The sequence below is a fragment of the Streptomyces sp. NPDC053673 genome, from assembly GCF_055585225.1.
Map to the genome: position 1 here is coordinate 34,624 of NZ_JBVJKN010000039.1, position 24,195 is coordinate 58,818.

A 24,195-nucleotide genomic window follows, 5' to 3' on the forward strand; every position below is an offset into this window, starting at 1 on the left:
TCCGAGTGGATCCTTCAGCGCCGCAGCGCCCACTTCTGCACGGACTCCAGCGGGCCGTTCGAGAACCGACGCAGCCACAGGGTGGAACCCGCCATGAGGACGACGCACACCGCCGCCCACAGTCCCATCACCCACCACGGGCGGGCCGACTCTCCGAACCGGGCCGCGAGGCCGAGTCCGATGCCGTACGAGACGAGCGCGCACAGGGCGTTCTGGAGCACATAGCCGGACAGGGCCGTCCGGCCGACGGAGGTGAGGCCGGTGGTCAGGGGGCCGGGACGCCGCACCCGGTCCACCACCGCACCGATCAGACCGATGTAACCGACCGCCGTCAACGGGGCGGCGCAGTACCGGCTCAGCAGGAAGAAGTCCTGGCCGGCCAGGGCGATCGCCCCGGTGAGCGGCACTCCGAGGCCCAGGCCCCAGCCGAGCATCCGGGCACGGATCCGCCGGCCCTTCTCGTCCGCGCCGAACGCGCCCGCCCGGAACAACCGCACACCGAGCAGGAAGAGGAACACCAGGAGCCCGAAGGAGAGCACCGGCTCCATGCGCAGCGCGACCGCGTGCTCCAGCCGGAAGGAGACCTGGTCCAGGTAGCTGCCGTGCGCGTACAGATCGACGACCTCCCGGGAAACACCGCCTCCGCCCTCACCGCCCTCCCCCTGGCTCCGGTTGGCAACGACCAGCACCGCCGTGAGCACGCCCATCAGTGCCAGATGCAGCCCGGCCGCCCACCACATGACCCGCCGCCGCGCCTGATCCGATCGTGTCAGCAGCCAGGCGACGAGCAGTGCGGTGACCGCGTACCCCATCAGCACGTCCCATGCGAAGACGAGGATGAAGTGCACGGTCCCTTCGGCGAACAGGAACAGCGCCCGCCATTGGTAGCGGCCGGGCCAGGGTTGACCGCGCCGGGCGGCGGAGTCGAACTGGATCGCCAGGCCGACGCCGAACAGGATCGTCAGCATCGACAGGAACTTCCCGTCCGCCACCAGCCGGAACAGGCGCTCGGCGGCCCCGGGCCAGGACCCGAAGCCGGCGTCACCGGTCCCGCTCTGCAGGATCCCCCACTCGGCGCCCGGACCGGTGAAGATCCACACATTGGTCATCAGCGTGCCGAGGATCGCGGCCCCGCGCAGTACGTCGAGCAGGGCTAATCGGCCGCCGCCGTGGTCGGCGGAGGAAGTCGTGGTCGGTGTGCGCAGAGTCTCGGTCATGCCTCCATCGTCGACGCGACCTGGACGCCATTCCTCGTAGGAACAGGCGAACTCCCCCTACATCGAAGGATGCACCCGCGGCTGAAGGATCCTCCTCGGGGGTAACGGGCACGGGCACCCGGCGCCCCGGCTCATCCCCCTGGGGCACGGTCCAGCCGCGTTCGCTCGGCGGCATGCGCAGTGGCAGTGACCAGCGCTCGGTTGCCGGGCGCGGTATGAGGCCGGGCGAGCGTCGAAGATCAGACCGGTCGGACGGCCACTGCCGTCGTTGTTTCACATTTTCCCCTACATTGGGCTTTATGTCGGATCAACTCCAGACGGTGCACAGCCGCCGGAGACATGGCAGGAAGACCCCTCGGATGAAGAGCCGCCCGGGGCGCGCTGTCGTCGCCGTGACAGCGGTGTCCGCGCTCTCCGGCCTCGCCGCCTGCGGGTCGGTCGGTGAGGCAGGAAACGACGCGGGCGGCAAGGCCTCCGGCAAGGACGGCTTCACCATCGGGCTGCTGCTCCCGGACACGCACACCGCTCGCTGGGCGACCGCCGACAAGCCCCTGATCGTGAAGAGGGTCAAGGAGCTGTGCCCCGAGTGCAGGGTGAACCACGCCTACGCCTCGGCGGACGTGGCCACTCAGCAACAGCAGATGGAATCCATGATCGCGGACGGCGCCAAGGTCCTGATCCTCGATCCCGTCGACGACAAGGCGCTCCGCTCCTCGATCACCAGGGCCCGTGAGGCGAACGTCCCTGTGGTCTCCTACGACCGCCTCGCCGAGGGCCCCATCTCGGGCTACTCCAGCTACGACTCGGAGGAGATCGGCAGGATCCAGGGCCAGGAGCTCCTCAAAGCGATGGGTCCCAAGGCGCGCGACGGCCAGATCGTGATGATGAACGGTGACCCCACGGACCCGAACACGAGAGACCTGATGAAGGGCGCGCTCTCCGTGCTCAAGGGCAAGGTGAAGATCGCCAGGTCGTACTACACCGCCGAGTGGATTCCGGAGAACGCGTTCAAGAACATGTCGGCCGCCATCGCCGAGCTGGGCGCGGACAACATCGACGGCGTCCTGTCGGCCAACGACGGGCTCGCGGGTGGCGTGGTCACCGCGCTCAAGACCGCCGGTATCAAGCCGCTGCCGCCCGTCACCGGTCAGGACGCCGACCTCTCGGCCGTGCGGCGGATCGTCAAGGGCGAGCAGTACGTCACCGTCTACAAGTCCTTCGAGGCGGAGGCCAACGCCGCCGCCGAGATGGCAGTCGCCCTGGGCCGCGGCGAGAAGCTCGACACCATCGCAACGGACCGTGTCAGCAATGACACCGACAAGGAGATCCCGGCCGTCCTGGGCCCTCTGGTCCCCGTGACCGCCGGCACGGTCAAGGACACGGTCGTCAAGAGCGGCCTTTACACGGCCGGCCAGATCTGCACACCCACGGTCGAAGCCGCCTGCCGGAAAGCCGGACTCATCGAGTAGGCCGCCCCGGCGCCGCACCTCCCGCATGTCGTGCGGCATCACCGGCAGGGAGAGACGGGACGCGCAAAGGAGGCGGTTCACGTGCGGAGCACTCCACTGCTGGCGCTGCGCGGCATCTGCAAACGGTTCGGCGTCGTCTGGGCACTCACGGACGTCGAGCTGGAGATCCACGCCGGCGAGGTCGTCGCCCTGGTGGGCGACAACGGCGCGGGCAAGTCCACCCTCGTCAAGGTGATCACCGGCGTCGGCCCCGCCGATGCGGGCGACATCGAGTGGGACGGCCGTCCCGTCCGGATCTCCCGCCCCCGTGATGCCCAGGGCCTGGGCATCGCCAGCGTCTACCAGGACCTCGCGCTGTGCGAAACCCTCGATGTCGTCGGCAACCTCTTCCTCGGCCATGAGATCGGCAGGACCGGAGTCCTCGACGAGGTGTCCATGGAACGCCGGGCCCGGGAACTGGACCTGCTGGACGCCCTCCCCATACGCATCCCCAGCGTCCGCGTCCCCGTCGCCTCCCTCTCCGCGACCCAGCGCCAGACCGTCGCGATCGCGCGCGCTCTTCTCAGCGAACCGAGGATGCTCATCCTCGATGAGCCCACCGCCGCCCTGGGCGTCCAGCAGACCGCCCACTTCCTCGACCTGATCGATCGGCTGCGGGAGCGCGGGATCGGCGTGCTCCTGGTCAGTCACAACCTCGGTGACGTCAAAGCCGTAGCGGACCAGGTCGCGGTGCTGCACCTCGGTCGGAACAATGGTTTCTTCAGCGTGCCGACCACGTCGCAGGAGCAGATCGTCTCCTCCATCACCGGCGCCACCGACAACGCCGGCACCCATCGCGAGGCCCGGTCGTGGGAGGGAGCGATGTGAAAAGGACACGAGCATCCGAGAACCTCGGTCGCGCCGGAGCGGGTGGCGATTCGGTCGGCGCCAGGCCCGCAGCCGCCGATCAGCGCCGGTCAGCGGGCGAAGGGGGCTTCAGGAGTTACGTCGGCGAGTTCACCCGCAAGCTGCGCAGCGGTGAACTCGGATCGCTTCCCGGGATCGTGTGTGTCGTTGTGCTCTGGACCATCTTCCAGAGCCTTCACCAGCAGTTCCTCTCGCCCCGCAACCTTTCCAACCTCAGCGTGGACATCGTCGGCACGGGCATGATCGCCCTGGGCATCGTCTTCGTGCTGCTGCTCGGCGAGGTGGACCTGTCCGTCGGCTCGGTCAGTGGGCTCACGGCGGCCGTGTTCGCCGTCCTGAACGTGAGCAACGGCCTGCCGGAGTGGCTGGCGATCGCCGCCGCCCTGCTCGTCGGAGCAGCGATCGGAGCCGTTCAGGGGTTCTTCTCGGCCAAGGTCGGCGTACCGTCGTTCGTCGTCACTCTGGCGGGCCTGCTGGCCTGGAACGGCCTCATGCTCTACGTCCTGGGCGCGAGCGGCACCATCAACCTCCCCGAGCAGGGTCTGATCCACGCGCTGACCAGTTACTACTTCCACGACGCGGGAGTCGCGTACGGGCTGGCGGCGCTCAGCGTGGCCGCGTTCTTCCTCGCGTCCTACCGGGACGCACGCCGCCGAAGGGCCGCCGGCGTGTTGTCCCGGCCACTCAGCGTCATCGCCGTGCGCACGGGTGCGGTGGCACTGGTCGCGTTCGCCGCGGCCTATGTCCTGAACCGGTTCGAGGGTCTGCCGCTCGCCCTTCTGATCTTCCTCGCCTTCGTCGTCGGCCTCGACTTCATCCTTCGCCGCACGTTCTACGGGCGGAAGATCTTCTCCATCGGCGGGGGTGCCGAGGCGGCCCGCCGCGCCGGAATCAATGTGGTGTGGCTGCGGATCTCGGCGTTCATGGTGTCCGGGACACTGGCCGCTGTCGGCGGGCTCTTCCTGGCTTCGCGCGTCGCCGCGGTGGGGCAGACCTCGGGCTCCACCATTCTGCTGATCAACGCCATCGCCGCGGCGGTCATCGGCGGCGTCAGCCTGTTCGGCGGCCGCGGTACAACCTGGTCCGTCCTGCTCGGCATGCTCGTCATCCAGTCGATCGCGTCGGGCATGGTTCTCCTGGGCATCCCGACGCCGATGCAGTCCGTGATCACCGGTGGTGTGCTGCTCGCCGCCGTGGTCCTCGACTCGCTGTCGCGCCTCTCGCAGAAGGCTCACGGCAGGGCTTGACCGGACAGGCGCCCGGCGCCTGGCGCCTGGCGCCGAGAACCGGGCGCCGGCAGCGGGAAGGCGTGCTCCCTCGCAACGGCATACCGTCGGATCATGAGCGAGATCGTCGTTGTCCACGAGCTGGACGAGGCGGCGTCGGCGCCCGGTCCCTCCGGCAGCCCGGCAGCCGAGAGCCGGCACGTCCGCCGAGTCCACGCTGCGCCCGCCGCTCCCGGGAACCCGGCCGCCCCCGGTCCACGGACCATCTGCGGCAAAGACACGTTCGCCATGGAAGCGTCGACCTGGAGGCCTTCCGAGCATCCGGGCTCGAAGTGGTACGGCCCGGCGTACGAAGACCGCATCTGCGCCGACTGTGATCTCGCGATGGAAACCTGACCGATGCCGCACGCCGAGCCGGTCCACCGCCTCGGCCACCGGCCGTGCGTTGCCGGCACGTCACCGTTCACCGCACGTCGATCTCCGAGTACGGAGCGTCGGCAGAGCAGCCGACAACGCCCCCAACCCAGCGACGCGAGCTGTGTGCGGTCTTGGACTGCGGTGCGCCGAGCGAGCGAAGCCGGTCGAGGATGTCGATGACATCGGCGGGCAGGAACGACCGTTCCCCAGCAGCCAGTTCGGCGATGTGGCGGCGGTGGCGGGTGAGGTCGCGGATCTTCTCCGTCAACGCGCGGTCGAGCTCAGCGATGGCTTCAGCGAACTCCTCGGGCCCCGCAGCAAGGAGCTCGTCGATACGGGACAGGGGTACGTCGGCGCCGGCCGGCGTCTACGACTGTGCGACCCGGCCATGAAGATCGTCAACGGCGCCTGCACGAGAAGAAGGCCAACCACGGCAGCAAGGCCGGCCGGCGCTGCCCCTCTGCCCGATGCCCGATGCCCGATACCCGATGCCAGATGCCAGATGCCAGATGCCCGGTCCCAGCGATCAGCCGGTGGGACCGGGCACCGAGGCGCCCTACCGGCGGTGGACCTGCTCCGCCTGCGGGCCCTTGGGGCCCTGGGTCACGTCGTATTCGACCTTGTCTCCCTCCGCCAGCTCCTTGAAGCCGGTGGCCTGGATGGCGGAGAAGTGGACGAACACGTCCGGGCCACCGTCGTCCTGCTGGATGAAGCCGAAGCCCTTGTCGGCGTTGAACCACTTCACAGTGCCTGTTGCCATCAGTTCCGTTCCCTTTGCCATGCCACGGCGCGCGCCGTCGCCGCGCCGGCCACAGCCCCATCGCGACTGCGGCTCCTGCACCTTGCCACCCTGAGCCGGTTTCACGAACGGTCCTGTTTCCGTGTCGGCGAAATGCCTCGACCGGCTCGTCGGACGGAGCTTCGGCGAGGCCAATGAGCCCGGGCGCGGGTCCTCGGCGCCCTTGGCGTCGACTGCATGGAACGGAGCACACGATCCGTTCCGGGGCGCGACGCCGACGATGTGGCGCCTCCCGGACACCACGCTTCCCGACTGGACGAGCGACAGCGGCCGCCGTGGGCGTAATTGCGCTATATGTACGAACCCTTAGGGAATCCTAACGAGTTCTTGATGCCCCTCAAGGCATCGGAGTGGTGCTGTTGACCAGGTGGGGCGACATACGCTCGCGCCGTGTTCATCGTGACAGGGACATCTCCGCGTTCCCCGAACTGGTTGGCTAACGGGTGCTTATGGCGCTCGCCTTCTTCGGCCTGCCCGCACAGCCTCGCATCGCCGGGCAGCCGTAGGTCCTTGCCATGTCAGGGCTGACCGGATTCGGGGGACCTGACAGCCCTCACGCACCCGCCCCTCTGCTCCGCCTCGCACCGTTCCCGGGGACGCCACATCCGTCTCACGGCGTGCGGGGCGACACCTGAGCCGGCGGGTTGTTCATTGCATACGCTGATCATGCCGTCCTCGTGATGGCCGAAATCGTTCGCTGTAGACCAGGAGCACAGATGACCACCCCCGTCCATGCCCGTACGAGCCGCATGCGTGCGTGGATGCTCGAGGGTCTGTCCGACATGGCCAGGCACCAGAAAGGTACGCACGCCGAGCCGACGCCCGAGCACAAGGGGCAGCGGTGGTGGCGGGTGATGTGCCTGACCGGCGTCGACTACTTCTCCACGCTGGGCTATCAGCCGGGCATCGCCGCGCTCGCGGCGGGGCTGCTGTCGCCGGTGGCCACCATCGTGCTGGTGATCGTCACCCTGGCGGGCGCACTGCCGGTGTACCGGCGGGTCGCCAAGGAGAGCCCGCACGGTCTGGGCTCGATCGCCATGCTGGAGCGACTGCTGTCGTTCTGGAAAGGCAAGCTGTTCGTCCTGACCCTGCTCGGCTTCGCCGCCACCGACTTCCTCATCACCATCACCCTGTCGGCGGCGGACTCCTCCATCCACCTGGTGGAGAACCCGCACGTGCCCGGCTTCCTGCACGGACAGCAGATGCTCGTCACGCTGCTGCTGATCGCGCTGCTCGGGGCGGTCTTCCTCAAGGGCTTCCTGGAGGCGATCGGCGTCGCCGTCGCCCTCGTCGGGATCTACCTGGCCCTGAACGCGGTCGTCGTGGTCGTCGGCCTGTGGCACATCGTGACCGAGGCGCATGTGGTCACCGACTGGTCCAGCGCCCTGACCGCCGAGCACGGGAACGTCGTGGCCATGGTCGGGGTGGCACTGCTGGTCTTCCCCAAGCTGGCGCTGGGCCTGTCCGGCTTCGAGACCGGCGTGGCGGTCATGCCGCACGTGGAGGGCGACCCGGGCGACACCGAGGAGCAGCCCGCAGGACGTATCCGGGGCACGAAGAAGCTGCTGACCACCGCAGCACTGATCATGAGTGTCTTCCTGATCGCCACCAGCTTCATCACCACCCTGCTCATCCCGGCAAAGGAGTTCCAGCCGGGCGGCCGGGCCAACGGACGCGCACTCGCCTACCTCGCCCACGAATACCTCGGAAACGTCTTCGGCACCGTCTACGACGTCGCCACCATCGCCATCCTCTGGTTCGCCGGCGCCTCCGCCATGGCCGGACTGCTCAACCTGATGCCCCAGTACCTCCCCCGGTACGGCATGGCCCCGCACTGGGCGCGCGCGGTCCGCCCCATGGTGATCGTCTTCACCCTGGTGGCGTTCCTGGTCACCTGGATCTTCAACGCCGACGTCGACGCCCAGGGCGGCGCCTACGCCACCGGCGTACTGGTGCTGATCTGCTCCGCGGCGATCGCGGTGACCATCGCCGCCCACCGCGCCCAGCAACGCAACTGGACGATCGCCTTCGCCGTCATCTCGGCGGTCTTCCTCTACACCACGGTCCTCAACGTCATCGAACGGCCCGACGGCGTGAAGATCGGCGCGTGCTTCATCGCCGGCATCATCATCCTGTCCCTGGCCTCTCGGCTTGCCCGCGCCTTCGAGCTGCGCGTCACGGGCGTGACGCTGGACGACATGGCCGACCGCTTCGTCCGCGACATCTCCCACCGGACGATCCGTTTCATCGCCAACGAGCCCGACCAGCGCGACGTCGCCGAGTACCGCGACAAGATCCATCAGATCCGGGCCGACAACGACGTACCGGCAGGGGATGACTTCATCTTCGTGGAGGTCACTGTCGGCGACCCCTCGGAGTTCGAGGCCGGTCTGAACGTACGCGGCGAGGTACTGCACGGCCGCTACCGCGTCCTGACCCTGGAGAGCTCCTCCATCCCCAACGCCCTGGCCGCACTGCTCCTGCACGTACGCGACGCCACCGGTCAGCGCCCGCACATGTACTTCGAATGGTCCGAGGGCAATCCGTTCGCCAACTTCCTGCGCTTCTTCCTCTTCGGCCAGGGCGAGGTCGCCCCCGTCACCCGGGAAGTGCTGCGAGAGGCCGAACCCGACCGGGCGAACCGGCCTCGCGTCCACGTCGGCTGACGCGAAGCACGAGCGGCGCGGGCTGCGCCTCGCCGCGATCACGGCTCGCCCTCCACCCGCGAGGGCGAGCCTTCCCAGGGCCGTAAGGCGTCCGCATACGCCAGCGGAAATGCGGCGTCCGAATTCCGCCGGACATGACCCCCCGAGAGTCGCAGACTCGTGCATGCAGCCGGGAACAGCAGCTACGGCACCACCCTCACCTGTTGGAGCGCAAGCAGCAGCCGCTGGACGTCGAGAACGGCCCCAAGGTCGCATGACCGGCCCCACCCTCGCGGGGTCCCACGAACCGTACGGGCCCCGACATGCACCGCCCGGGAGGGCAGCACGATGATCGACAGCATCCACCTGCAGACCACGCTCACCGAGCGGGTCGACGCCGCCGGCTGGGACGCGCTCACCGGCGAGGTCAACGAGTACGGCAGCGCCCTGAGCGGCCCGCTCCTCACTTCCGACGAGTGCGCCGCGATCGCCGCTCTCTACGACGAGGACCACTACTTCCGCACCACCGTCGACATGGCCCGCCACCGCTTCGGCTCCGGCCAGTACCGCTACTTCACCCATGAACTGCCCGAAGCCGTACGAGAGTTGCGGGAGGCGTTCTACCCGCGCCTGCTGCCCATCGCCCGGGACTGGGCCGCCAAGCTCGGCCGGCCCTCCCCCTGGCCGGACAGCCTTCAGGAGTGGCTGGCGCACTGCCATGAGGCCGGTCAGGCCAAGTCCGCACAGATCCTGCTGCGCTACGGGGCCGGAGACTGGAACGCCCTGCACCGTGACGTTTTCGGCGAAGCCGTCTTCCCCCTCCAGGTCGTCATCGGCCTCGACGAGCCCGGAATCGACTACAGCGGCGGCGAGTTCCTCATGACCGAACAGCGCCCCCGCGCCCAGTCCCGCGGCTCCTCCACCACCCTCCCCCAGGGCCACGGACTGATCTTCACCACTCGCGACCGGCCCGTCGCCTCCAAGCGCGGCTGGTCGACCGGGCCCATGCGGCACGGCGTGAGCACCGTCCGCTCCGGCCGACGCCACACCCTCGGTCTCGTCTTCCACGACGCCGGATGAGGTCCTGCCGGCCGGACGCCAGCAGTGGAAAGCCACCCGGAACAGGGCCCGAGCGGGCCGGCTCCTGGCTGCGGCCCGCCCAGCGCCTCACCTCCCAAGCGCCCGACGCCTACCCCACCTCGGGCGCCGGTGCGGCACCGATCCGACGCCGGGCTGCCCTGGAACACCCGGCCCGACCGGACAACAGCAAGCCCACGCTGCATTACTTCCTGTGATGGCCAGCCGGTGCCGTCGCCCCGAGCGCGGCGACCGATCATCGTGGACGCCCGCCAGGGCTTTCCCGTCAGCAATCATCTCATCACTGTATGTACTTTTATATTCGCCCAAAACGTGAGGAATATACTCAAAAAGAAGCTGGGAGATCGCAGAGTTTCTGTGAGGGAAGTGATGCAGATGGGGGTCGTGGGAGACCGCATCGGCCCCGTACGTCCCCGCGAACGGTTTCTGCATGGCGAGTCGGTCGAGGGGGGCGTGAGAAGTCCGATCCTGAGTTCGTGGCAGCGCTGCCGGCTGCTGGGACTCTCACCGGACCAAACCGAGCTCCCCTTCCGTCAGGATTTCGATCCGGACAGTGAGTTCGTGCGCGCGGCCGGGCCCGTGCTGGACCGGCTGCAAGCCATGTTCGCGGGCAGCCAGATGAACATCTGTCTCGCCGATGGATACGGCACGATACTCGAACGCCGCTTCGGGGAAGCGTCTTTGGTGCGGCGCCTCGCCCCGATCCAGAGCATCCCCGGCTTCGTGTTCGCCGAGCAGTTCGCCGGGACCAACGGTGTCGGCCTGGCACTCGCGGACAGGGAGCTGTGCCAGGTCTCCGGTGCCGAACACTTCGCCGAGCGCTCTCAGTCAAACGCCTGTACCGCAATCCCGGTTCGCGACCAGCTCAGCGGGCGGATCGAGGGCGTCCTCTGCTTCGGCTATCCCCTCGCCGACGCCGACCCGGCACTGGTCAGCGTGATACGCAACGCCGCCGAAGCCATCGAACGGCGGCTGATGGAGCAGAGTTCGGCGCGAGAGCGTGGCCTGTTGCGGGCGTATCTCGACGCCAGACGCCGCGCGTGGACCAGCGAGGCAACTGGGGACGGGCGCCTGATCGGAATGAACGAACTGGTTCAGATGGGGCTGGACCAGCGCGATCGGACGACACTCAAGGAGAAGGCCACGGAGCTGATCTCCTCGTCCCAGCGGGCCGCCGTCGAAGTGCCCCTGTCCCGCGACCGGTGGGTCACCCTCCTGAGCCATCCGGTGACGAGCCCCTCCGGGGTGGAGGGCGTCGTCATCGAGGCGGTCCTCCCCAGCGACTCGCCGCACCCCCGCATCGCCGTCCCGACTCGCGTCGGCCGACCACGCGGCGTCGTCCCGCAGCATGCCACCACCACCGCCGGCCCGTCGTCCGAGCACTTCCCCGGCGCTGTGGCGGGCCGGGCCCCCACGACGGCCCGCGCGCCCGTCCCACCCGGCACCGACGACGCCGACGACCTGGCCAGGGGGCTGGTGCTGGTGGGCGAGCCGGAGGTGGGGAAGTACGCCGTTGCGGCCCGACGCCGCCTGGAGCTGCTGGCCGAGGCCAGCACCCGTATCGGCACCACCTTGGACGTGAGCCGCACCGCCTGGGAACTCGCCGGGATGGCGGTCCCGCGCCTGGCCGACTACGTCACCATCGACGTTCCCGAGGCCGTACTGCGCGGCGAGGAGTCCGCCGACCCCAGCACCGACCTGCACCGTACGGTGGTCCACGGCATCCGCGAGGACTGCCCCTTCTACCCGGCCGGCAAGCGGGTGCAGTTGCACCCGGCCACGCCCCATCTACGGTGCCTGGCCAGCGGGCAGGCAGTGCTGGAACCCGATCTGGCGTCCGCCGCAGGCTGGATCGCCCAGGAACCCGAGCACGCCGAGCGGATCCTCGCGCACGGCGTCCACTCCCTCATCTCCGTCCCCCTCCTCGCGCGGGGCGTCCTCCTGGGCATCGCGAGCTTCTACCGCTCGCAGGATCCCGCCCCCTTCGGGGACGACGACTGCTCGCTGGCCCAGGAACTCGCCGCCCGCGCCGCCCTCTGCATCGACAACGCCCGCCGCTACACCCGCGAACACACCCTGGCCCTGGCACTTCAGCGCAGTCTGCTCCCGCGCGGCCTTCCCGAGCAGGACGCCGTCGAGGTCGCCCACGGCTATCTGCCGGCCGAATCCGGAGTGGGCGGCGACTGGTTCGACGTCATCCCCCTCTCCGGCACCCGCGTCGCCCTGCTCGTCGGCGATGTCGTCGGCCATGGACTGCACGCCGCCGCCACCATGGGCCGGCTGCGCACCGCCGCACGCAACTTCGCCGAACTGGAACTCGCCCCCGACGAACTCCTCACCCACCTGGACAATCTCGTGCTGCGCCTGGACCGGGAGGAGGGCGAAGACGGCCCTGCGTTCGGCAGCCCCGGCATCGTCGGCGCCACGTGTCTGTACGCCGTCTACGACCCCACCTCGGGGCAGTGCACCATGGCTCGCGCCGGCCACCCTCCGCCCGCGCTGGTCCACCCCGACGGCACCGTGACCTTCCCGGACCTGCCCGCCGGACCCCCTCTCGGCCTGGGCGGTCTCCCCTTCGAAACGGCCGAGATCCATCTCCCCGAACACAGCCGGCTGGTCCTCTACACCGACGGACTCATCGCAGACCGCGATCGCGACATCGACGTGGCACTCGACGAGCTGCGCCGCGCACTGGCCCACCCGGACCGAACGCCCGATGACACCTGCCAGGCGGTCCTCGACGCCGTGGCACCCGACCACCCTGCCGACGACATCGCACTGCTCGTCGCCGGCACCCACACCCTGCCCGCCGACCGGATCGCCACCTGGGACCTGCCCGCCGACCCGGCCCTCGTCTCCGACGTCCGTGCCGCCGCCGTCCAACAGCTGAGCCAGTGGGGGCTGGACGAGTCCGCTTTCGCCACGGAGCTGCTGCTCAGCGAGCTGGTCACGAACGCCGTCCGCTACGGAACCGGGCCCATCCAGGTGCGCCTCATCCACGACCGCACCCTGATCTGCGAGGTCTACGACACCAGTAGCACCGCCCCACGCCTGCGCCATGCAGCCACCACCGACGAGGGTGGCCGTGGCCTGTTCCTCGTCGCGCAGCTCGCCCAGGCCTGGGGCACCCGCTACACGACCGACGGCAAGGTCATCTGGGCCGAGTGTGCCCTGGACGCGGCGGCGTGACCTGCACCCGGCACAGCTGGGAGGCGCATGGGGAGACCGGCTTTCCGGACAGCTCACCCATTGGGGTCAAAGGGGCCACCGATATGCCGGAAATACGGCAACAGCTCCCAGTAGCATCCTCCATGCAGTCGGGAAGAACCTGGAGGCCGACCCCCGGAGAAGTCCGTGCATGACGCTCCCGACACCGCGATGAGCCCACCTTCTCGCTTCGGTGGAGGACCTCTCGTCCGCATACGCGGTCTCAGCAAGCGGTTCGGCGGCACCCTCGCGCTCGCCGGGGTCGACCTCGACATCCACGGCGGCAGCGTCCTCGCCCTGCTCGGTCCCAACGGCGCCGGGAAGTCCACCCTCATCAAGGTGCTCGCCGGGGTCCACCACGCCGACGAGGGCGAGGTGACGGTGGCCGGGCATCCGCTCGGCTCGGACGCCGCCGCCGGGAAGATGTCGTTCATTCACCAGGATCTCGGCCTCGTCGAGTGGATGACGGTCGCCGAGAACATCGCCCTGGGCACCGGCTATCCGCGCCGCTGCGGACTGGTCTCCTGGCAGCAGACCCGAGAACGATGCGCCGAGGCCCTGCGGATCGTCGCCGGTCACCTGGACGCCGACGCCCCGATCGCCGACCTCGCCCCCGCGGAGCGCTCGCTGGTCGCCATCGCCCGCGCCCTGGCGACACGGGCGGAGCTCTTCGTCCTCGACGAACCGACGGCCACCCTCCCCGCCGCGGACTGCGCCCGGCTCTTCGACGTCCTGCACACCCTGCGCGACCGGGGGCACGGCGTCCTCTACGTCAGCCACCGGCTCGACGAGGTGTACAAGGTCGCCGACACGTTCGCCGTGCTGCGCGACGGCCACCTCGTCAGCCAAGGTGCTCTCGCCGGCCACAGTCCCGCTCGTCTGGTGCATGACATCGTGGGCCGCGAACTGGCCGACCACCGGCCCACCACCACCCGCGCCGGCGGCCCGCCCGTCCTGAGCCTCGACGGCGTACGCACCCGATACGCCGGACCGGTCAGCCTGGAACTGCGTGCCGGCGAAATCCTCGGCATGGTGGGCCTGACCGGCGCCGGCCACATGGACCTCGGCCGCGCCCTCGCCGGCGCCCGGCCGGTCCTCGGCGGGCGGGCGCTGCTCGACGGCCGCCCGTACCACCCGCGTACGGTCGCCGCCGCTCTCGACTCCGGCGTCGGCTTCGTGGCCGGCAACCGTCAGGAGGAGGGCTGCGCCGCCGAACTGACCGTACGGGAGAACTTCCTGGCCAACCCCCGGGCAGCCGGTGTGCCGGCGTGGCACTGGACCGGTCCCCGGCGCGAGCGGGCCGAGGCCACCGCCCTGATCGACCGGTTCTCGGTGCACCCCCGCGACTGCGAGGTCCCGATCGCCACCCTTTCGGGCGGCAACCAGCAGAAGATCATGGTCGGCCGGTGGCTCCGGGTGAGCCTGCGCCTGCTGGTCCTCGAGGAGCCGACCGCCAGCGTGGACGTCGGCGCCAAGGCCGCGATCCACCGTCTGCTCGACGACGCGCTGGGCGCCGGCCTGGCGGTACTGCTCATCTCCACCGACTTCGAGGAGGTCACCACCGTGTGCCACCGCGCCCTGGTGTTCGCCCGTGGGAGCGTGACGGCCGAACTGACCGGTGATGCCCTCACGGTCAGCGAACTGACCCGCACCGCCTCGGCCATGCCCGCCATCACCGGAACCGCGACGAACCGGTGACCCCCTCCCCCTCGCCCCGACCCCTGCTGGGCTTCCTGCGCGGGCACCTCATCGGCACCTACGGCCTGCTGGCCCTGGCCGCCCTGCTCTTCCTGATCTTCTCCATCACTCTGCCGGACACCTTCCCCACACGGGACAACGTGTCCTCGATCCTCTCCAACCAATCGATCCCCGCCATCCTCGCGCTCGGCGCGACGATCCCCATCGTCACCGGCAAGTTCGACCTGTCCATCGGGTACGGCCTCGGTCTGGCGCACGTCATGGTGATGCAGCTCATCGTCAACGAAGGCTGGCCCTGGGCGCTCGCCTGCCTCGCAGTGATCCTCGGAGGGGCGGTGGTCGGCGCTCTCAACGGTGTCATCGTCGAGTTCGCGCAGATCGACTCCTTCATCGCCACTCTCGGCACCGGCAGCATGATGTACGCCGTCAGCGGCTGGATCACCGACGGAGCCCGGATCGTCCCGGGCCCGCAGGGCCTGCCGCCCGCCTTCACCGGCATCTACGACTCCAGGTTCCTCGGCCTGCCGGTACCCGCCTTCTACGTCCTCGCCGTCGTCGTCGCCCTCTGGCTGGTGCTGGAGCGGCTGCCGCTCGGCCGGTACCTGTATGTCATCGGCTCCAACCCCCGAGCGGCCGGCATCCTCGGCATCCCCACCCACAAGTACTCCGTCTACGCCTTCGCCGGTTCGGGCCTGGTCGTCGGCTTCGCCGGGGTCCTCCTCGCCGCCCAGCAGCAGACCGGAAACCCGAGTGTCGGCCTGGACTACCTGCTGCCCGCCTTCGTCGGCGCCCTGCTCGGCTCCACCGCGATCAAGCCCGGCCGCGCCAACGCGCTGGGCACCGTCGTGGCCGTCGCCGTCCTCGCGGTCGGCCTCGCCGGCATCGGCCAGCTCGGCGCCCAGTTCTGGGCCACGCCGCTGTTCAACGGCGCCACCCTGCTCATCGCCGTCGGCCTGGCCGGCTACTCCGCCCGCCGCCGACTGCGCACCGGCCCCGCCGCGACCCGCCAGACGCTCGCAAAGACGTCGGCCGCACCGACGAAGGACGGCACCCCCCAGGACAGTTCGTAACGCGCACCGCGTCAGGAGCACCGTGTACCCGAACCGAAGGACCACGCTCACCACCGCAGCCCTGCTGGCACTCGCCGCCACCGTCGTTGTCGGTTGCGGGCGCGGCCCGTCGACGGGCACCGGGCCGTCGAAGGCCGGTTGCCCCGCCGTGCTCGCGCAGGCGAAGGCGGCCGTGCAGCGGGCCGAGAACACCAACGCCTCCTGGACCGGCCCCACCAGCGGCCCCGCGGCGGTTCCCGGCAAGACCATCGTCTACGTGGCGCAGACCATGACCAACCCTGGCGTCGCCGGCGTCGCGAAGGGTGTCAAGGAAGCCGCGAAGGTCACAGGCTGGAACGTCCGGGTGATCGACGGAGAGGGCACTCCCGCCGGAATCCAGGCAGCACTCAGCCAGGCCATCACCCTCAAACCCTCGGGCATCGCCATCGGCGGCTTCGACCCCAATCTGACGTCGCAGCAGGTGGCGCGGGCTCATGCGGCGCACATCCCGCTCGTCGGCTGGCACGCGGTCCGCTCACCCGGCCCGAGCGAGAGCCCCAGGCTCTACACCAACATCACCACCAACGTGGCGGACGTGGCGAAGATCAGCGCGGACTGGATCATCGCCCGGTCCAACGGCGATGCCGGAGTCGTCGTCTTCACCGACGACTCGATCCCGTTCGCCAAGAACAAGGCCGAACTGATCAAGCAGGGGCTCGCCACCTGCCCGGGCGTGAGGCTGTTGGCGTACGAGAACATCCCGATTCCGGATGCGAGCCACCGCACCCCCCAGGAGGTCTCCTCCCTCCTCTCCCGCTTCCAGAACAGCTGGACGTACTCGGTCGCCATCAACGACCTCTACTTCGCCGATGCCGCCCCGGCCCTCCGCGCTGCCGGGAAACCGGGCTCCGGCCCTCCCTTCAACATCGGCGCGGGCGACGGCGATCCCTCCGCCTTCCAGCGCATCAACAGCGGGCAGTACCAGGCCGCAACCGTCCCCGAGCCGCTGTCCCAGCAGGGCTGGCAGATCATCGACGAGTTCAACCGCTCCTTCGCCGGCCAGGCCGCCAGTGGCTACGTCGCCCCCGTCCACATCTCCACGGCCGACAACACCGGCGGGGCCACTTCCTGGAATCCGTCGGGTTACCGCGAGGCCTACCGGAAGATCTGGCGCACGTGACGACCTCGTGCACGAACCTCGCTGCGTTCCGCCGTCCCCAGGCCAGAGCCCGGCGCCGAGAAGTGTTCGCGCAGCGCGGCCAGCACGGCCCCGGGCTGCTCCGCGGGTGCGAGGTGCGAGGCGTCCGCCAGCTCGGTGAGGGCCGCGCCCGGCACGGCGTCGGCGATCTCCCGGGCGTGCGCGGGCGGTGTGGCGGGATCCTGCCGGCCTGCGACGACCAGCGTGGGAGCGGTGATCGACGGCAGTGCGTCACGCAGGTCCAGGGCAGCCAGCACATCGCAGCAGGCCGCGTACGCCTCCGGGTCGGTCCGGCGCAGATCGTCGATGAGCCCCGGCTCGGTGAAGCCGGGGGTGAACCATCGTGCCGGCGCGGTCTCGGCGATCGCGTCCGTGCCCGACTCGCGTACCAGAGCGGCCCGTTCACGCCAGGGCCCGGCCGGTCCGAAGTGCGCGGAGGAGCAGATGACGGCGAGCCGGTCGACCCGCTCCGGACGGCACGCGGCCAGCCACAGGCCGACCGCGCCGCCGAGCGACACCCCGGCGTAGTGGAAGCGGTCCAGGCCGAGCGAGTCGGCCAGGTCCAGGACCAGCGTGCCGAGCCGGTCGACGGTGGCGCCGGGGCCGATCAGACCGGCGGACGATCCGCCGTGCCCCGGCAGGTCCCATCGGACGGTGCGGAACGCCGGACTCAGCTCGGGCGCGATCGCGTCCCACAGGGCGGTCGAGGTGCCCAGGGACGGGCCGAGGAGCAGGGCGGGCCCGGTGGCCGGGCCCTCTGAGTGGTGATGCAGCATATCGGTCATGGCCTGCGCATTCGTGGCTCAGCGCCGCCTCAGGGCGCGGTCGGTGAGTGCCCGGGCGGCGCCGGTGTAGTGAGTGGGGTCCGTGAGGGCGGACAGGTCGAGATCTTTCAGCGCGGGCTCCGAGTCGCGTATCCCGGCCAGGACGTCGGCCAGTTCTGCGCCTGTCGTACGGCAGGTGCGTGCCGCATCCGTCAGCAACTGCTGGGCACGGGCGCGGCCCAGCCGGGCGGCGGCGACGGCGGTCAGCCGCTCCGAGACGATCAGCCCTTCGGTCAGGTCCAGGTGCTCGCGCATCCGAGTGGGGTGCACCCGCAGGTCCGTGACGAGTTCCGCCGCGTCCCGGGCCGCTCCCCCGACCAGCCGCAGCAGATCGCGCAGGGGCTCCCACTCCGCGTGCCATGCTCCGGCCGGCCGCTCGTCCTCGGCCGCGACGGAGCCGTACAGCACGGCGGCCGGCGCGGGCGCTCTGCGGGCGGCGGCCACGATGAGCGCGGCCCGCACCGGATTCGCTTTGTGCGGCATGGCGGACGATCCTCCGCCACTGCCCTCGCTCAGCTCGCCGATCTCGGTACGGGAGAGTACGAGCACGTCGGAGGCGATCTTTCCGAGCGCACCCGCCGTGAAGGCGAGCGCACCGGACAGGTCGGCGAGGGGGGTGCGGAGGGTGTGCCAGGGCAGTGCCGGCTCGGCGAGGCCGAGTTCCCGGGCGTACGCGGCGACCAGCCGCACACCGGTGCCGGCCGCCTGCGCGTATGCGTCGAAGGCCGCCAATGTGCCTGCCGCACCGCCGAGTTGGGCGGGCAGCGACGCGCGTACGGCGGTGAGGCGGTCGCGGGCGTCGAGTACCAGCGCGCGCCAGCCCGCCGCCTTCAGCCCGAACGTGGTCGGGACGGCGTGCTGGGTGAGGGTGCGGCCCGGCATGGGGGTGTCACGGTGCTCGGCGGCGAGGCGGGCCAGGGCGTGGTCCGTACGGTCCAGGTCGTCGAGGACCAGCGCCAGCGTCCCGGAGGCGACCAGCATCGCCGCGGTGTCGAGGATGTCCTGGCTGGTGGCCCCGCGATGAACGTAGGGCGCATCCTCCTCGGGCACCGCCGCCGTGAGATCGGCGACCAGTGGGATGACCGGGTTGCCGCCTTGGCGTGCGCGCAGCGCCAGGTCGCGCAGGTCGAAGTGCCCGGCGTGGGCGGCCGCGGTCACGGCAACGGCCGCCTGCGCTGGAGCCAGGCCGAGCGCGGCCTGGGCGCGGGTGAGTGCGGCCTCGGCATCCAGCATCGCCTGCAGAAAGGCGGCGTCGGAGGTGGCCGCCTCGGCGGGCGAGCCCGCCCGCCCGGGTGCGAGCAGCCCGGCGTCGAGATCGTCGTGCGTCATGTGAACTCCAGGAACACGGTTTCCGCCGCACCCTGCAGCCGGATGTCGAACCGGTAGGTGCCGCGCGGTTCGGCAACCGCCACCAGCGTCGCGCGCCGCTCGGGTGTGAGCGAGAACAGCAGTGGGTCGGCGGCCAACGCCTCGGTCGGCTCGGGCAGATAGACCCGGGTGAAGAGGTGGTGGGTGAGGCCGCGGGCGAAGACGCAGACGCCGATGTAGGGGGCGTTGCGGCCGCGGGCACCGGGGCGGAGCGTGCGTACGGCCCAGTGGCCGTCCGCGTCGGTCGGTACGCGGCCGAAGCCGGTGAAGTCGACGCCGTTGCGGCCGAGGAAGCCACCGGTCACCGGGTCGCGGCGCAACGAGCCTCCGACGCACGGCAGTTCACCGTCGGGGCCGGGACCCCAGAACTCCAGGAGCGCGTCCGGGACGGGGGCGCCGTCCCCGTCCGACACACAGCCGTGGACGGTGATCGTGTCGGGGTGGCCGACCGGGGCCATCTCCGCGCCGCCGGGGAACGGCAGGGCGTACCCGTAGAAGGGCCCCACGGTGTGGGAGGGAGTGGGAGGCAAGGGAGTGGGAGGCGCGGGAGAAGTCGTCATGTCAGCGGCCTTCCTCGGCCCAGGTGGCGACGGGACCGTCGAGCACGATGTCCCAGCGGTAACCGAGGGACCGTTCCGGCTCCGACAGGTCGTGGTCGTACGCGGCGACCAGCCGCTGCCGTGCGGCGTCGTCGGTGACGGACTGCAGGATGGGGTCGTACGCGAAGAGCGGGTCGCCCGGGAAGTACATCTGCGTGATCAGCCGCTGGGTGAAGGCGGTCCCGAAGAGCGAGAAGTGGATGTGCGCGGGTCGCCAGGCGTTGGTGTGGTTCCGCCACGGGTAGGCGCCGGGCTTGATCGTGGTGAAGGTGTAGCCGCCGTCGTCGCCGGTCAGCGTCCGGCCCGCACCGGTGAAGTTGGGGTCGAGCGGCGCGGGATGCTGGTCGCGCTGATGGGCGTACCGCCCGGAGGCGTTGGCCTGCCAGACCTCGATCAGCTGGCCCCGCACCGGCCGTCCGTCACGGTCGAGGAGCCTGCCGGTGACGGTGATGCGCTCGCCGAGCGGCTCACCCCGGTGGCGGCGGGTGAGGTCGTTGTCGAGCTCGGTGATGTCGGTTTCGCCGAAGGCGGGCGAGGCCAGCTCGACGGCCTCAGGGTCCTGCCGCAGTGCGATGGAGACCAGCGGCTGTTTCGGGTGACGCAGCACGCTGGAGCGGTACGGGGCGTAGTCCCGCGCCGGATGATGTGCGGGCGGGGCGCCATCGGCGGCGAACTTCTCGTACGCCTCACGCTGCTGCGCCATCTCGCGGTCGATATCGGTCTGAGTCAGTGTCATGAGCCGGTGAACTCCCCAGGGCTTGTCCGGTGGATCAGGCTGGATCAGCGAGCGGCGTCATGTGGCTTCGGATCCAAGGCGGAGGATGGAGTCATGGCGGAGCCATGCCGACTGACGACAACGCAGGAGACGGAGTCGCAGGGCGTCGCGAGCCCGGCAGGATCCACCGGACAGGCCCTGGTCCTGGGGCCTGATCCAAGACGGGCTCACGAGCGGATCCCTTCAGGCACGATCAGCTTCGCGGCCGTCTGCGACACGATCTCGCCGGCCGGTACATCCGGTGCGCACTCCACCAGCACCAGGCCCTGAGCGGTGACGTCCAGGACACCGAGGTCGGTGATGATCCGGTCGACGCAACCGCGGCCGGTGAGCGGCAGGTCGCACTCCTCGACGATCTTCGGGCTGCCGTCCTTGGCCGTGTGGGTCATCGTCACGATGACCCGGCGAGCCCCGTGCACCAGGTCCATGGCGCCACCGATGCCGGTGACCAGCTTGCCGGGGACGGCCCAGTTGGCCAGGTCGCCGGAGGCGGACACCTGCATGGCGCCGAGCACGGCGACATCGATGTGGCCGCCGCGGATCATCCCGAAGGACAGCGCCGAGTCGAAGAACGAGGCGCCCGGGAGCACGGTGACGGTCTCCTTCCCCGCGTTGATCAGGTCGGGGTCGACCTCGTCCTCGTGGGGGAAGGGACCGGTGCCGAGGATGCCGTTCTCGGACTCGAGGATGACGTGGACGCCCTCGGGGAGGTGGCCCGGGATCAGCGTCGGCAGTCCGATGCCCAGGTTGACGTACTCCCCGTCGCGCAGTTCCCGGGCTGCGCGGGCGGCCGTCTCGTCCCGTGTCCAGCTCATCAGCCGCGCACCGTCCTCTGCTCGATCTTCTTGTCGGCGGCCTGCACGGGCGTGAGGGCCACGATCCGCTGGACGAAGATGCCCGGCAGGTGGACCTGATCAGGGTCGATCTCGCCGGGCTCGACCAGTTCCTCGACCTCGGCGACGGTGATCCTGCCCGCCATGGCTGCCAGGGGGTTGAAGTTCCGGGCGGACTTGGCGAAGACGAGATTGCCGTGCCGGTCGCCCTTCGCGGCTCGTACGAGCGCGAAGTCGGTGCGTATCCCCCGCTCGAGGATGTACTTCTCGCCGTCGAACTCCCGCACCTCCTTGGGCGGCGAAGCCAGCGCGACCCCGCCCTGGCCGTCGTAGCGCCAGGGCAGTCCGCCCTCGGCGACCTGGGTGCCGACGCCGGCCGGGGTGTAGAAGGCGGGGATGCCGCAGCCGCCCGCGCGCAGCCGCTCGGCGAGCGTGCCCTGCGGGATCAGTTCGACCTCCAGTTCGCCGGCGAGGTACTGGCGGGCGAACTCCTTGTTGGCGCCGATGTAGGACGCCGTGACGCGGGCGATCCGGCCCGCGGCGAGCAGGAGGGCCAGACCGGAGTCCATCGCGCCGCAGTTGTTCGACACGACGCCGAGACCGCCGGCCCCGGTCGCGTACACCGCCTGGATCAGCACGTTCGGCACGCCGCTCAGACCGAAACCTCCGACCGCGAGCAACGCGCCGTCGCTCACGTCGGCCACGGCCTCCGCGGCTGTGGACACCACTTTGTCCATCCGTCCGCTCCTCCCTTGGAACGAAATAATCAGTGTACTGACTATCTGCGTATCAGTTGGGAGCGTGACATCATGGCGTTCCAGGGTCAAGGTCCTCAGTACAAGGAGGACCTCCGGAAAGGACGAACCGTGCCCGCGCTCGACCTCAGCACCCACCCCGGCCATCTGGCCCGGCGCCTGCAGCAGGCGCACACCCTGCTGTGGAACACGATCGTCTCGGAGGAGGTCACCTCCCCGCAGTTCGCCGTTCTCAACACCCTGGTCGGCGAGGACGGCCTGGACCAGCGCACCGTGGGCGAGCGGGTCGGTCTCGACCGGTCCACCATCGCCGAGGTGATCCGCCGACTGGCCGGCCGCGGTCTGGTCGACAAGGTCCGCGACGCGAAGGACGGCCGCCGGTCCGTGCTGCGCGCCACCGAGGAGGGTGAGCGGCTGCACCGCAAGCTGTCCGGGCGGACGGCCCGCATGAACCAGATCTTCCTCGCACCGCTGGACCCTCAGGAGCAGTCCACGTTCCTGGAATTGCTGCAGCGGGTCTCCGACGCGGCCGAGTCACTGCGCAACCCTGCCGTACAGACACGGGAGCGGTCAGCACGATGACATGACGTACGAGAAGCATCCGCCGCACACCTCCGCGGACTGGTAGGGCCTGTCGTTTGGATCAGGCCGGCAGCGACATCTGCGGCTACCGCCGCGGGGCGAGCGGGGTCTGGCGCGTGCAGATGCAAGGCGGAGGAATGAGCCACTGCGGTGGGGGCACCTCCCGTGCCCGAAGGGCTACGGGGGACATTGGCGACTGACGACAACGCAGCAGATGTGCGTGCCAGGGCACGCGAGCCCGGCAAGATCCGAACGACAGGCCCTAGACCACGGCGGGCCAGACCCGCGATGCCACAGGCATCTGACGCAAGTGCTACTGCACCGCACCCCAGCGGATCGGGGCGATCTGGTTGGACATGATACTGATCAGCTCGTACGCCGCATGGGAAGCGGCCACCGAGGTGATGTCGGCGTGGTCGTACGCCGGAGCAACCTCCACGATGTCGGCGGATACCAGGTGGCACTCGGCGAGGCCTCGCAGGATCTCCAACAGCTCGCGGGAGGTGAGGCCGCCGGCCTCGGGAGTGCCGGTGCCCGGGGCGTGGGCCGGGTCCAGGACGTCGATGTCGATGGAGATGTAGAGGGGCCGGTCGCCGACGCGCTCGCGCAGCTGCTGAGTCACCTCGTCCACGCCGCGCCGCATCACATCGGCCGAGGTGACGATTCCGAAGCCCAGCTTGGCATCGTCGTCGAGGTCCTTCTTGCCGTAGATCGGGCCGCGGATGCCGACATGAGAGAGGGCCGAGGTGTCGAGGATGCCTTCCTCCACTGCGCGGCGGAAAGGCATGCCATGGGTGTACTGCTGCCCGAAGTAATCGTCCCAGGTGTCCAGATGGGCATCGAAGTGCAGGACGGCGACCGGGCCGTGTTTCCTCGCAACGGCGCGCAGCATCGGCAGGGCGATGGTGTGGTCGCCGCCCAGGGTCATCAGCCGGGCTCCCCTGGAGAGCAGGTCGTCGGCTGCGGCCTCCATGGTCTCCACGGCGTCGTCGAGGTCGAAGGGGTTGGCGCTGATGTCGCCGGCGTCCACGACCTGGCTGTAGTGGAACGGGTAGACGTCCTGAGCCGGGTTGTAGGGACGCAGGGTACGGGATGCCTCGCGGATGGCGTTGCCACCGAAGCGGGCTCCCGGACGGTAGGTCACGCCGCTGTCGAAAGGCACCCCGACCACGGCAATGTCCGGCTTCTCCACCTGGTCGAGCCGCGGGACGCGACCGAACGTCGCGGGGCCCGCAAAGTGCAGCGTCCGGTCGGTCTCCGTCGGCGGCAGCGGCGGGGTCACTCCGTTGGGGTGGGTGGTCATGGTGCGATCAGTGCCTTTCCATGGGGTACGGCGGTCAGGCGCCCCCGACGGGCCACTTCGGCCTCAGCGACGCCGGACGTGCTCGAAGAATCGGGCGGATTCCTGTGGGGGCGCGGAACGGGTTGGTCAGGTCGGGGGGTTGCCGTGCTTGCGCGACGGCAGGTCGGCGTGCTTGGTGCGGAGCATGGCGAGGGAGCGGATGAGCACCTCGCGCGTCTCGGCCGGGT

20 protein-coding genes and 1 pseudogene are annotated in these 24,195 nt (G+C 70.0%); 11 read left to right on the forward strand and 10 right to left on the reverse strand.

Translation table 11 applies throughout. The features are described from left to right. Positions 1-14: 14 nt before the first annotated feature. Positions 15-1,217: a DUF418 domain-containing protein gene (locus ACZ6ZQ_RS33640; RefSeq protein WP_469772307.1), complete on the reverse strand. Its 1,203-nt coding sequence runs from the start codon at positions 1,215-1,217 to the stop codon at positions 15-17. 359 nt (positions 1,218-1,576) lie between these two features. Between ACZ6ZQ_RS33640 and ACZ6ZQ_RS33645 the strand changes: the two genes are divergently transcribed. From ACZ6ZQ_RS33645 to ACZ6ZQ_RS33660, 4 genes are all read left to right on the forward strand, one after another. Further along, entirely contained in the window at positions 1,577-2,686 is a 1,110-nt protein-coding gene (locus ACZ6ZQ_RS33645; protein ID WP_469772308.1) for a sugar ABC transporter substrate-binding protein, read from the forward strand. A gap of 81 nt (positions 2,687-2,767) precedes the next feature. Beyond that, positions 2,768-3,553: an ATP-binding cassette domain-containing protein gene (locus tag ACZ6ZQ_RS33650; protein ID WP_469772309.1), complete on the forward strand. Its 786-nt coding sequence runs from the start codon at positions 2,768-2,770 to the stop codon at positions 3,551-3,553. Beyond that, positions 3,550-4,839, forward strand: coding sequence for a sugar ABC transporter permease (locus ACZ6ZQ_RS33655; protein ID WP_469772310.1), 1,290 nt, complete (start codon positions 3,550-3,552; stop codon positions 4,837-4,839). Before ACZ6ZQ_RS33650 ends, ACZ6ZQ_RS33655 begins: the two co-directional genes overlap by 4 nt. Before the next feature lie 93 nt (positions 4,840-4,932). After that, positions 4,933-5,214, forward strand: coding sequence for a hypothetical protein (locus tag ACZ6ZQ_RS33660; RefSeq protein ID WP_469772311.1), 282 nt, complete (start codon positions 4,933-4,935; stop codon positions 5,212-5,214). Positions 5,215-5,281: 67 nt separating this feature from the next. On the opposite strand, the gene ACZ6ZQ_RS33665 is transcribed toward ACZ6ZQ_RS33660, so the two are convergent. Together ACZ6ZQ_RS33665 and ACZ6ZQ_RS33670 are read right to left on the reverse strand one after the other, a co-directional pair. Next, entirely contained in the window at positions 5,282-5,503 is a 222-nt protein-coding gene (locus ACZ6ZQ_RS33665) for a hypothetical protein (protein WP_469772312.1), read from the reverse strand. A gap of 288 nt (positions 5,504-5,791) precedes the next feature. After that, positions 5,792-5,995 carry a cold-shock protein gene (locus ACZ6ZQ_RS33670; RefSeq protein ID WP_469772313.1) on the reverse strand — a complete coding sequence of 68 codons (204 nt, stop codon included), beginning with the start codon at positions 5,993-5,995 and terminating at the stop codon, positions 5,792-5,794. A gap of 755 nt (positions 5,996-6,750) precedes the next feature. On the opposite strand from ACZ6ZQ_RS33670, the gene ACZ6ZQ_RS33675 reads away from it, so the two are divergent. From ACZ6ZQ_RS33675 to ACZ6ZQ_RS33700, 6 genes are all read left to right on the forward strand, one after another. Then, the gene (locus tag ACZ6ZQ_RS33675; protein WP_469772314.1) at positions 6,751-8,700 is read left to right on the forward strand and encodes an APC family permease; all 1,950 of its coding nucleotides are present in this window, start codon (positions 6,751-6,753) and stop codon (positions 8,698-8,700) included. Positions 8,701-9,027: 327 nt separating this feature from the next. Next, positions 9,028-9,759, forward strand: coding sequence for a 2OG-Fe(II) oxygenase (locus tag ACZ6ZQ_RS33680; protein ID WP_469772315.1), 732 nt, complete (start codon positions 9,028-9,030; stop codon positions 9,757-9,759). A gap of 393 nt (positions 9,760-10,152) precedes the next feature. Then, the gene (locus ACZ6ZQ_RS33685) at positions 10,153-12,966 is read left to right on the forward strand and encodes a SpoIIE family protein phosphatase (RefSeq protein ID WP_469772316.1); all 2,814 of its coding nucleotides are present in this window, start codon (positions 10,153-10,155) and stop codon (positions 12,964-12,966) included. Positions 12,967-13,155: 189 nt separating this feature from the next. Further along, complete coding sequence (locus ACZ6ZQ_RS33690) at positions 13,156-14,682, forward strand: sugar ABC transporter ATP-binding protein (protein ID WP_469772317.1); 1,527 nt, start codon at positions 13,156-13,158, stop codon at positions 14,680-14,682. After that, on the forward strand, positions 14,679-15,752 hold the full coding sequence (locus tag ACZ6ZQ_RS33695; RefSeq protein ID WP_469772318.1) for an ABC transporter permease: 1,074 nt from the start codon (positions 14,679-14,681) through the stop codon (positions 15,750-15,752). The genes ACZ6ZQ_RS33690 and ACZ6ZQ_RS33695 overlap by 4 nt, the downstream gene beginning before the upstream one ends. Before the next feature lie 22 nt (positions 15,753-15,774). Further along, positions 15,775-16,911, forward strand: coding sequence for a substrate-binding domain-containing protein (locus ACZ6ZQ_RS33700; RefSeq protein WP_469772319.1), 1,137 nt, complete (start codon positions 15,775-15,777; stop codon positions 16,909-16,911). Positions 16,912-16,925: 14 nt separating this feature from the next. Here ACZ6ZQ_RS33700 and pcaD read toward each other — a convergent pair. The 6 genes and pseudogenes from pcaD to ACZ6ZQ_RS33730 form a co-directional block, all read right to left on the reverse strand. Further along, positions 16,926-17,714, reverse strand: a pseudogene (gene pcaD, locus ACZ6ZQ_RS33705) (3-oxoadipate enol-lactonase); the annotation flags it as partial. A gap of 18 nt (positions 17,715-17,732) precedes the next feature. After that, on the reverse strand, positions 17,733-19,082 hold the full coding sequence (gene pcaB, locus ACZ6ZQ_RS33710) for a 3-carboxy-cis,cis-muconate cycloisomerase (protein ID WP_469772320.1): 1,350 nt from the start codon (positions 19,080-19,082) through the stop codon (positions 17,733-17,735). Next, entirely contained in the window at positions 19,079-19,681 is a 603-nt protein-coding gene (gene pcaG, locus ACZ6ZQ_RS33715) for a protocatechuate 3,4-dioxygenase subunit alpha (RefSeq protein ID WP_469772321.1), read from the reverse strand. The genes pcaB and pcaG overlap by 4 nt, the downstream gene beginning before the upstream one ends. A 1-nt stretch (position 19,682) precedes the next feature. Next, positions 19,683-20,456 (reverse strand): protocatechuate 3,4-dioxygenase subunit beta, encoded by a 774-nt coding sequence (gene pcaH, locus ACZ6ZQ_RS33720; RefSeq protein ID WP_469772322.1) that lies wholly within the window; start codon positions 20,454-20,456, stop codon positions 19,683-19,685. Positions 20,457-20,662: 206 nt separating this feature from the next. Beyond that, entirely contained in the window at positions 20,663-21,310 is a 648-nt protein-coding gene (locus ACZ6ZQ_RS33725) for a CoA transferase subunit B (RefSeq protein ID WP_469772323.1), read from the reverse strand. Then, positions 21,310-22,065, reverse strand: a complete 756-nt coding sequence (locus tag ACZ6ZQ_RS33730; protein ID WP_469772324.1) for a CoA transferase subunit A — start codon at positions 22,063-22,065, stop codon at positions 21,310-21,312. Before ACZ6ZQ_RS33730 ends, ACZ6ZQ_RS33725 begins: the two co-directional genes overlap by 1 nt. A gap of 129 nt (positions 22,066-22,194) precedes the next feature. Between ACZ6ZQ_RS33730 and ACZ6ZQ_RS33735 the strand changes: the two genes are divergently transcribed. Next, on the forward strand, positions 22,195-22,665 hold the full coding sequence (locus tag ACZ6ZQ_RS33735) for a MarR family winged helix-turn-helix transcriptional regulator (RefSeq protein ID WP_469772325.1): 471 nt from the start codon (positions 22,195-22,197) through the stop codon (positions 22,663-22,665). Between the two features lie 313 nt (positions 22,666-22,978). On the opposite strand, the gene speB is transcribed toward ACZ6ZQ_RS33735, so the two are convergent. Next, positions 22,979-23,968: an agmatinase gene (gene speB / locus ACZ6ZQ_RS33740; protein ID WP_469772326.1), complete on the reverse strand. Its 990-nt coding sequence runs from the start codon at positions 23,966-23,968 to the stop codon at positions 22,979-22,981. Positions 23,969-24,195 lie beyond the last annotated feature (227 nt).

Bases quoted from the DNA above. Each gene is read 5' to 3' on its own strand.
- pcaB (WP_469772320.1), bottom strand. From the start codon at position 19,082: ATGACGCACGACGATCTCGACGCCGGGCTGCTCGCACCCGGGCGGGCG.
- ACZ6ZQ_RS33640 (WP_469772307.1), bottom strand. From the start codon at position 1,217: ATGACCGAGACTCTGCGCACACCGACCACGACTTCCTCCGCCGACCAC.
- ACZ6ZQ_RS33690 (WP_469772317.1), top strand. From the start codon at position 13,156: ATGAGCCCACCTTCTCGCTTCGGTGGAGGACCTCTCGTCCGCATACGC.
- ACZ6ZQ_RS33730 (WP_469772324.1), bottom strand. From the start codon at position 22,065: ATGGACAAAGTGGTGTCCACAGCCGCGGAGGCCGTGGCCGACGTGAGC.
- ACZ6ZQ_RS33670 (WP_469772313.1), bottom strand. From the start codon at position 5,995: ATGGCAACAGGCACTGTGAAGTGGTTCAACGCCGACAAGGGCTTCGGC.
- ACZ6ZQ_RS33645 (WP_469772308.1), top strand. From the start codon at position 1,577: ATGAAGAGCCGCCCGGGGCGCGCTGTCGTCGCCGTGACAGCGGTGTCC.
- speB (WP_469772326.1), bottom strand. From the start codon at position 23,968: ATGACCACCCACCCCAACGGAGTGACCCCGCCGCTGCCGCCGACGGAG.
- pcaG (WP_469772321.1), bottom strand. From the start codon at position 19,681: ATGACGACTTCTCCCGCGCCTCCCACTCCCTTGCCTCCCACTCCCTCC.
- ACZ6ZQ_RS33725 (WP_469772323.1), bottom strand. From the start codon at position 21,310: ATGAGCTGGACACGGGACGAGACGGCCGCCCGCGCAGCCCGGGAACTG.
- ACZ6ZQ_RS33685 (WP_469772316.1), top strand. From the start codon at position 10,153: ATGGGGGTCGTGGGAGACCGCATCGGCCCCGTACGTCCCCGCGAACGG.
- ACZ6ZQ_RS33680 (WP_469772315.1), top strand. From the start codon at position 9,028: ATGATCGACAGCATCCACCTGCAGACCACGCTCACCGAGCGGGTCGAC.
- pcaH (WP_469772322.1), bottom strand. From the start codon at position 20,456: ATGACACTGACTCAGACCGATATCGACCGCGAGATGGCGCAGCAGCGT.
- ACZ6ZQ_RS33675 (WP_469772314.1), top strand. From the start codon at position 6,751: ATGACCACCCCCGTCCATGCCCGTACGAGCCGCATGCGTGCGTGGATG.
- ACZ6ZQ_RS33660 (WP_469772311.1), top strand. From the start codon at position 4,933: ATGAGCGAGATCGTCGTTGTCCACGAGCTGGACGAGGCGGCGTCGGCG.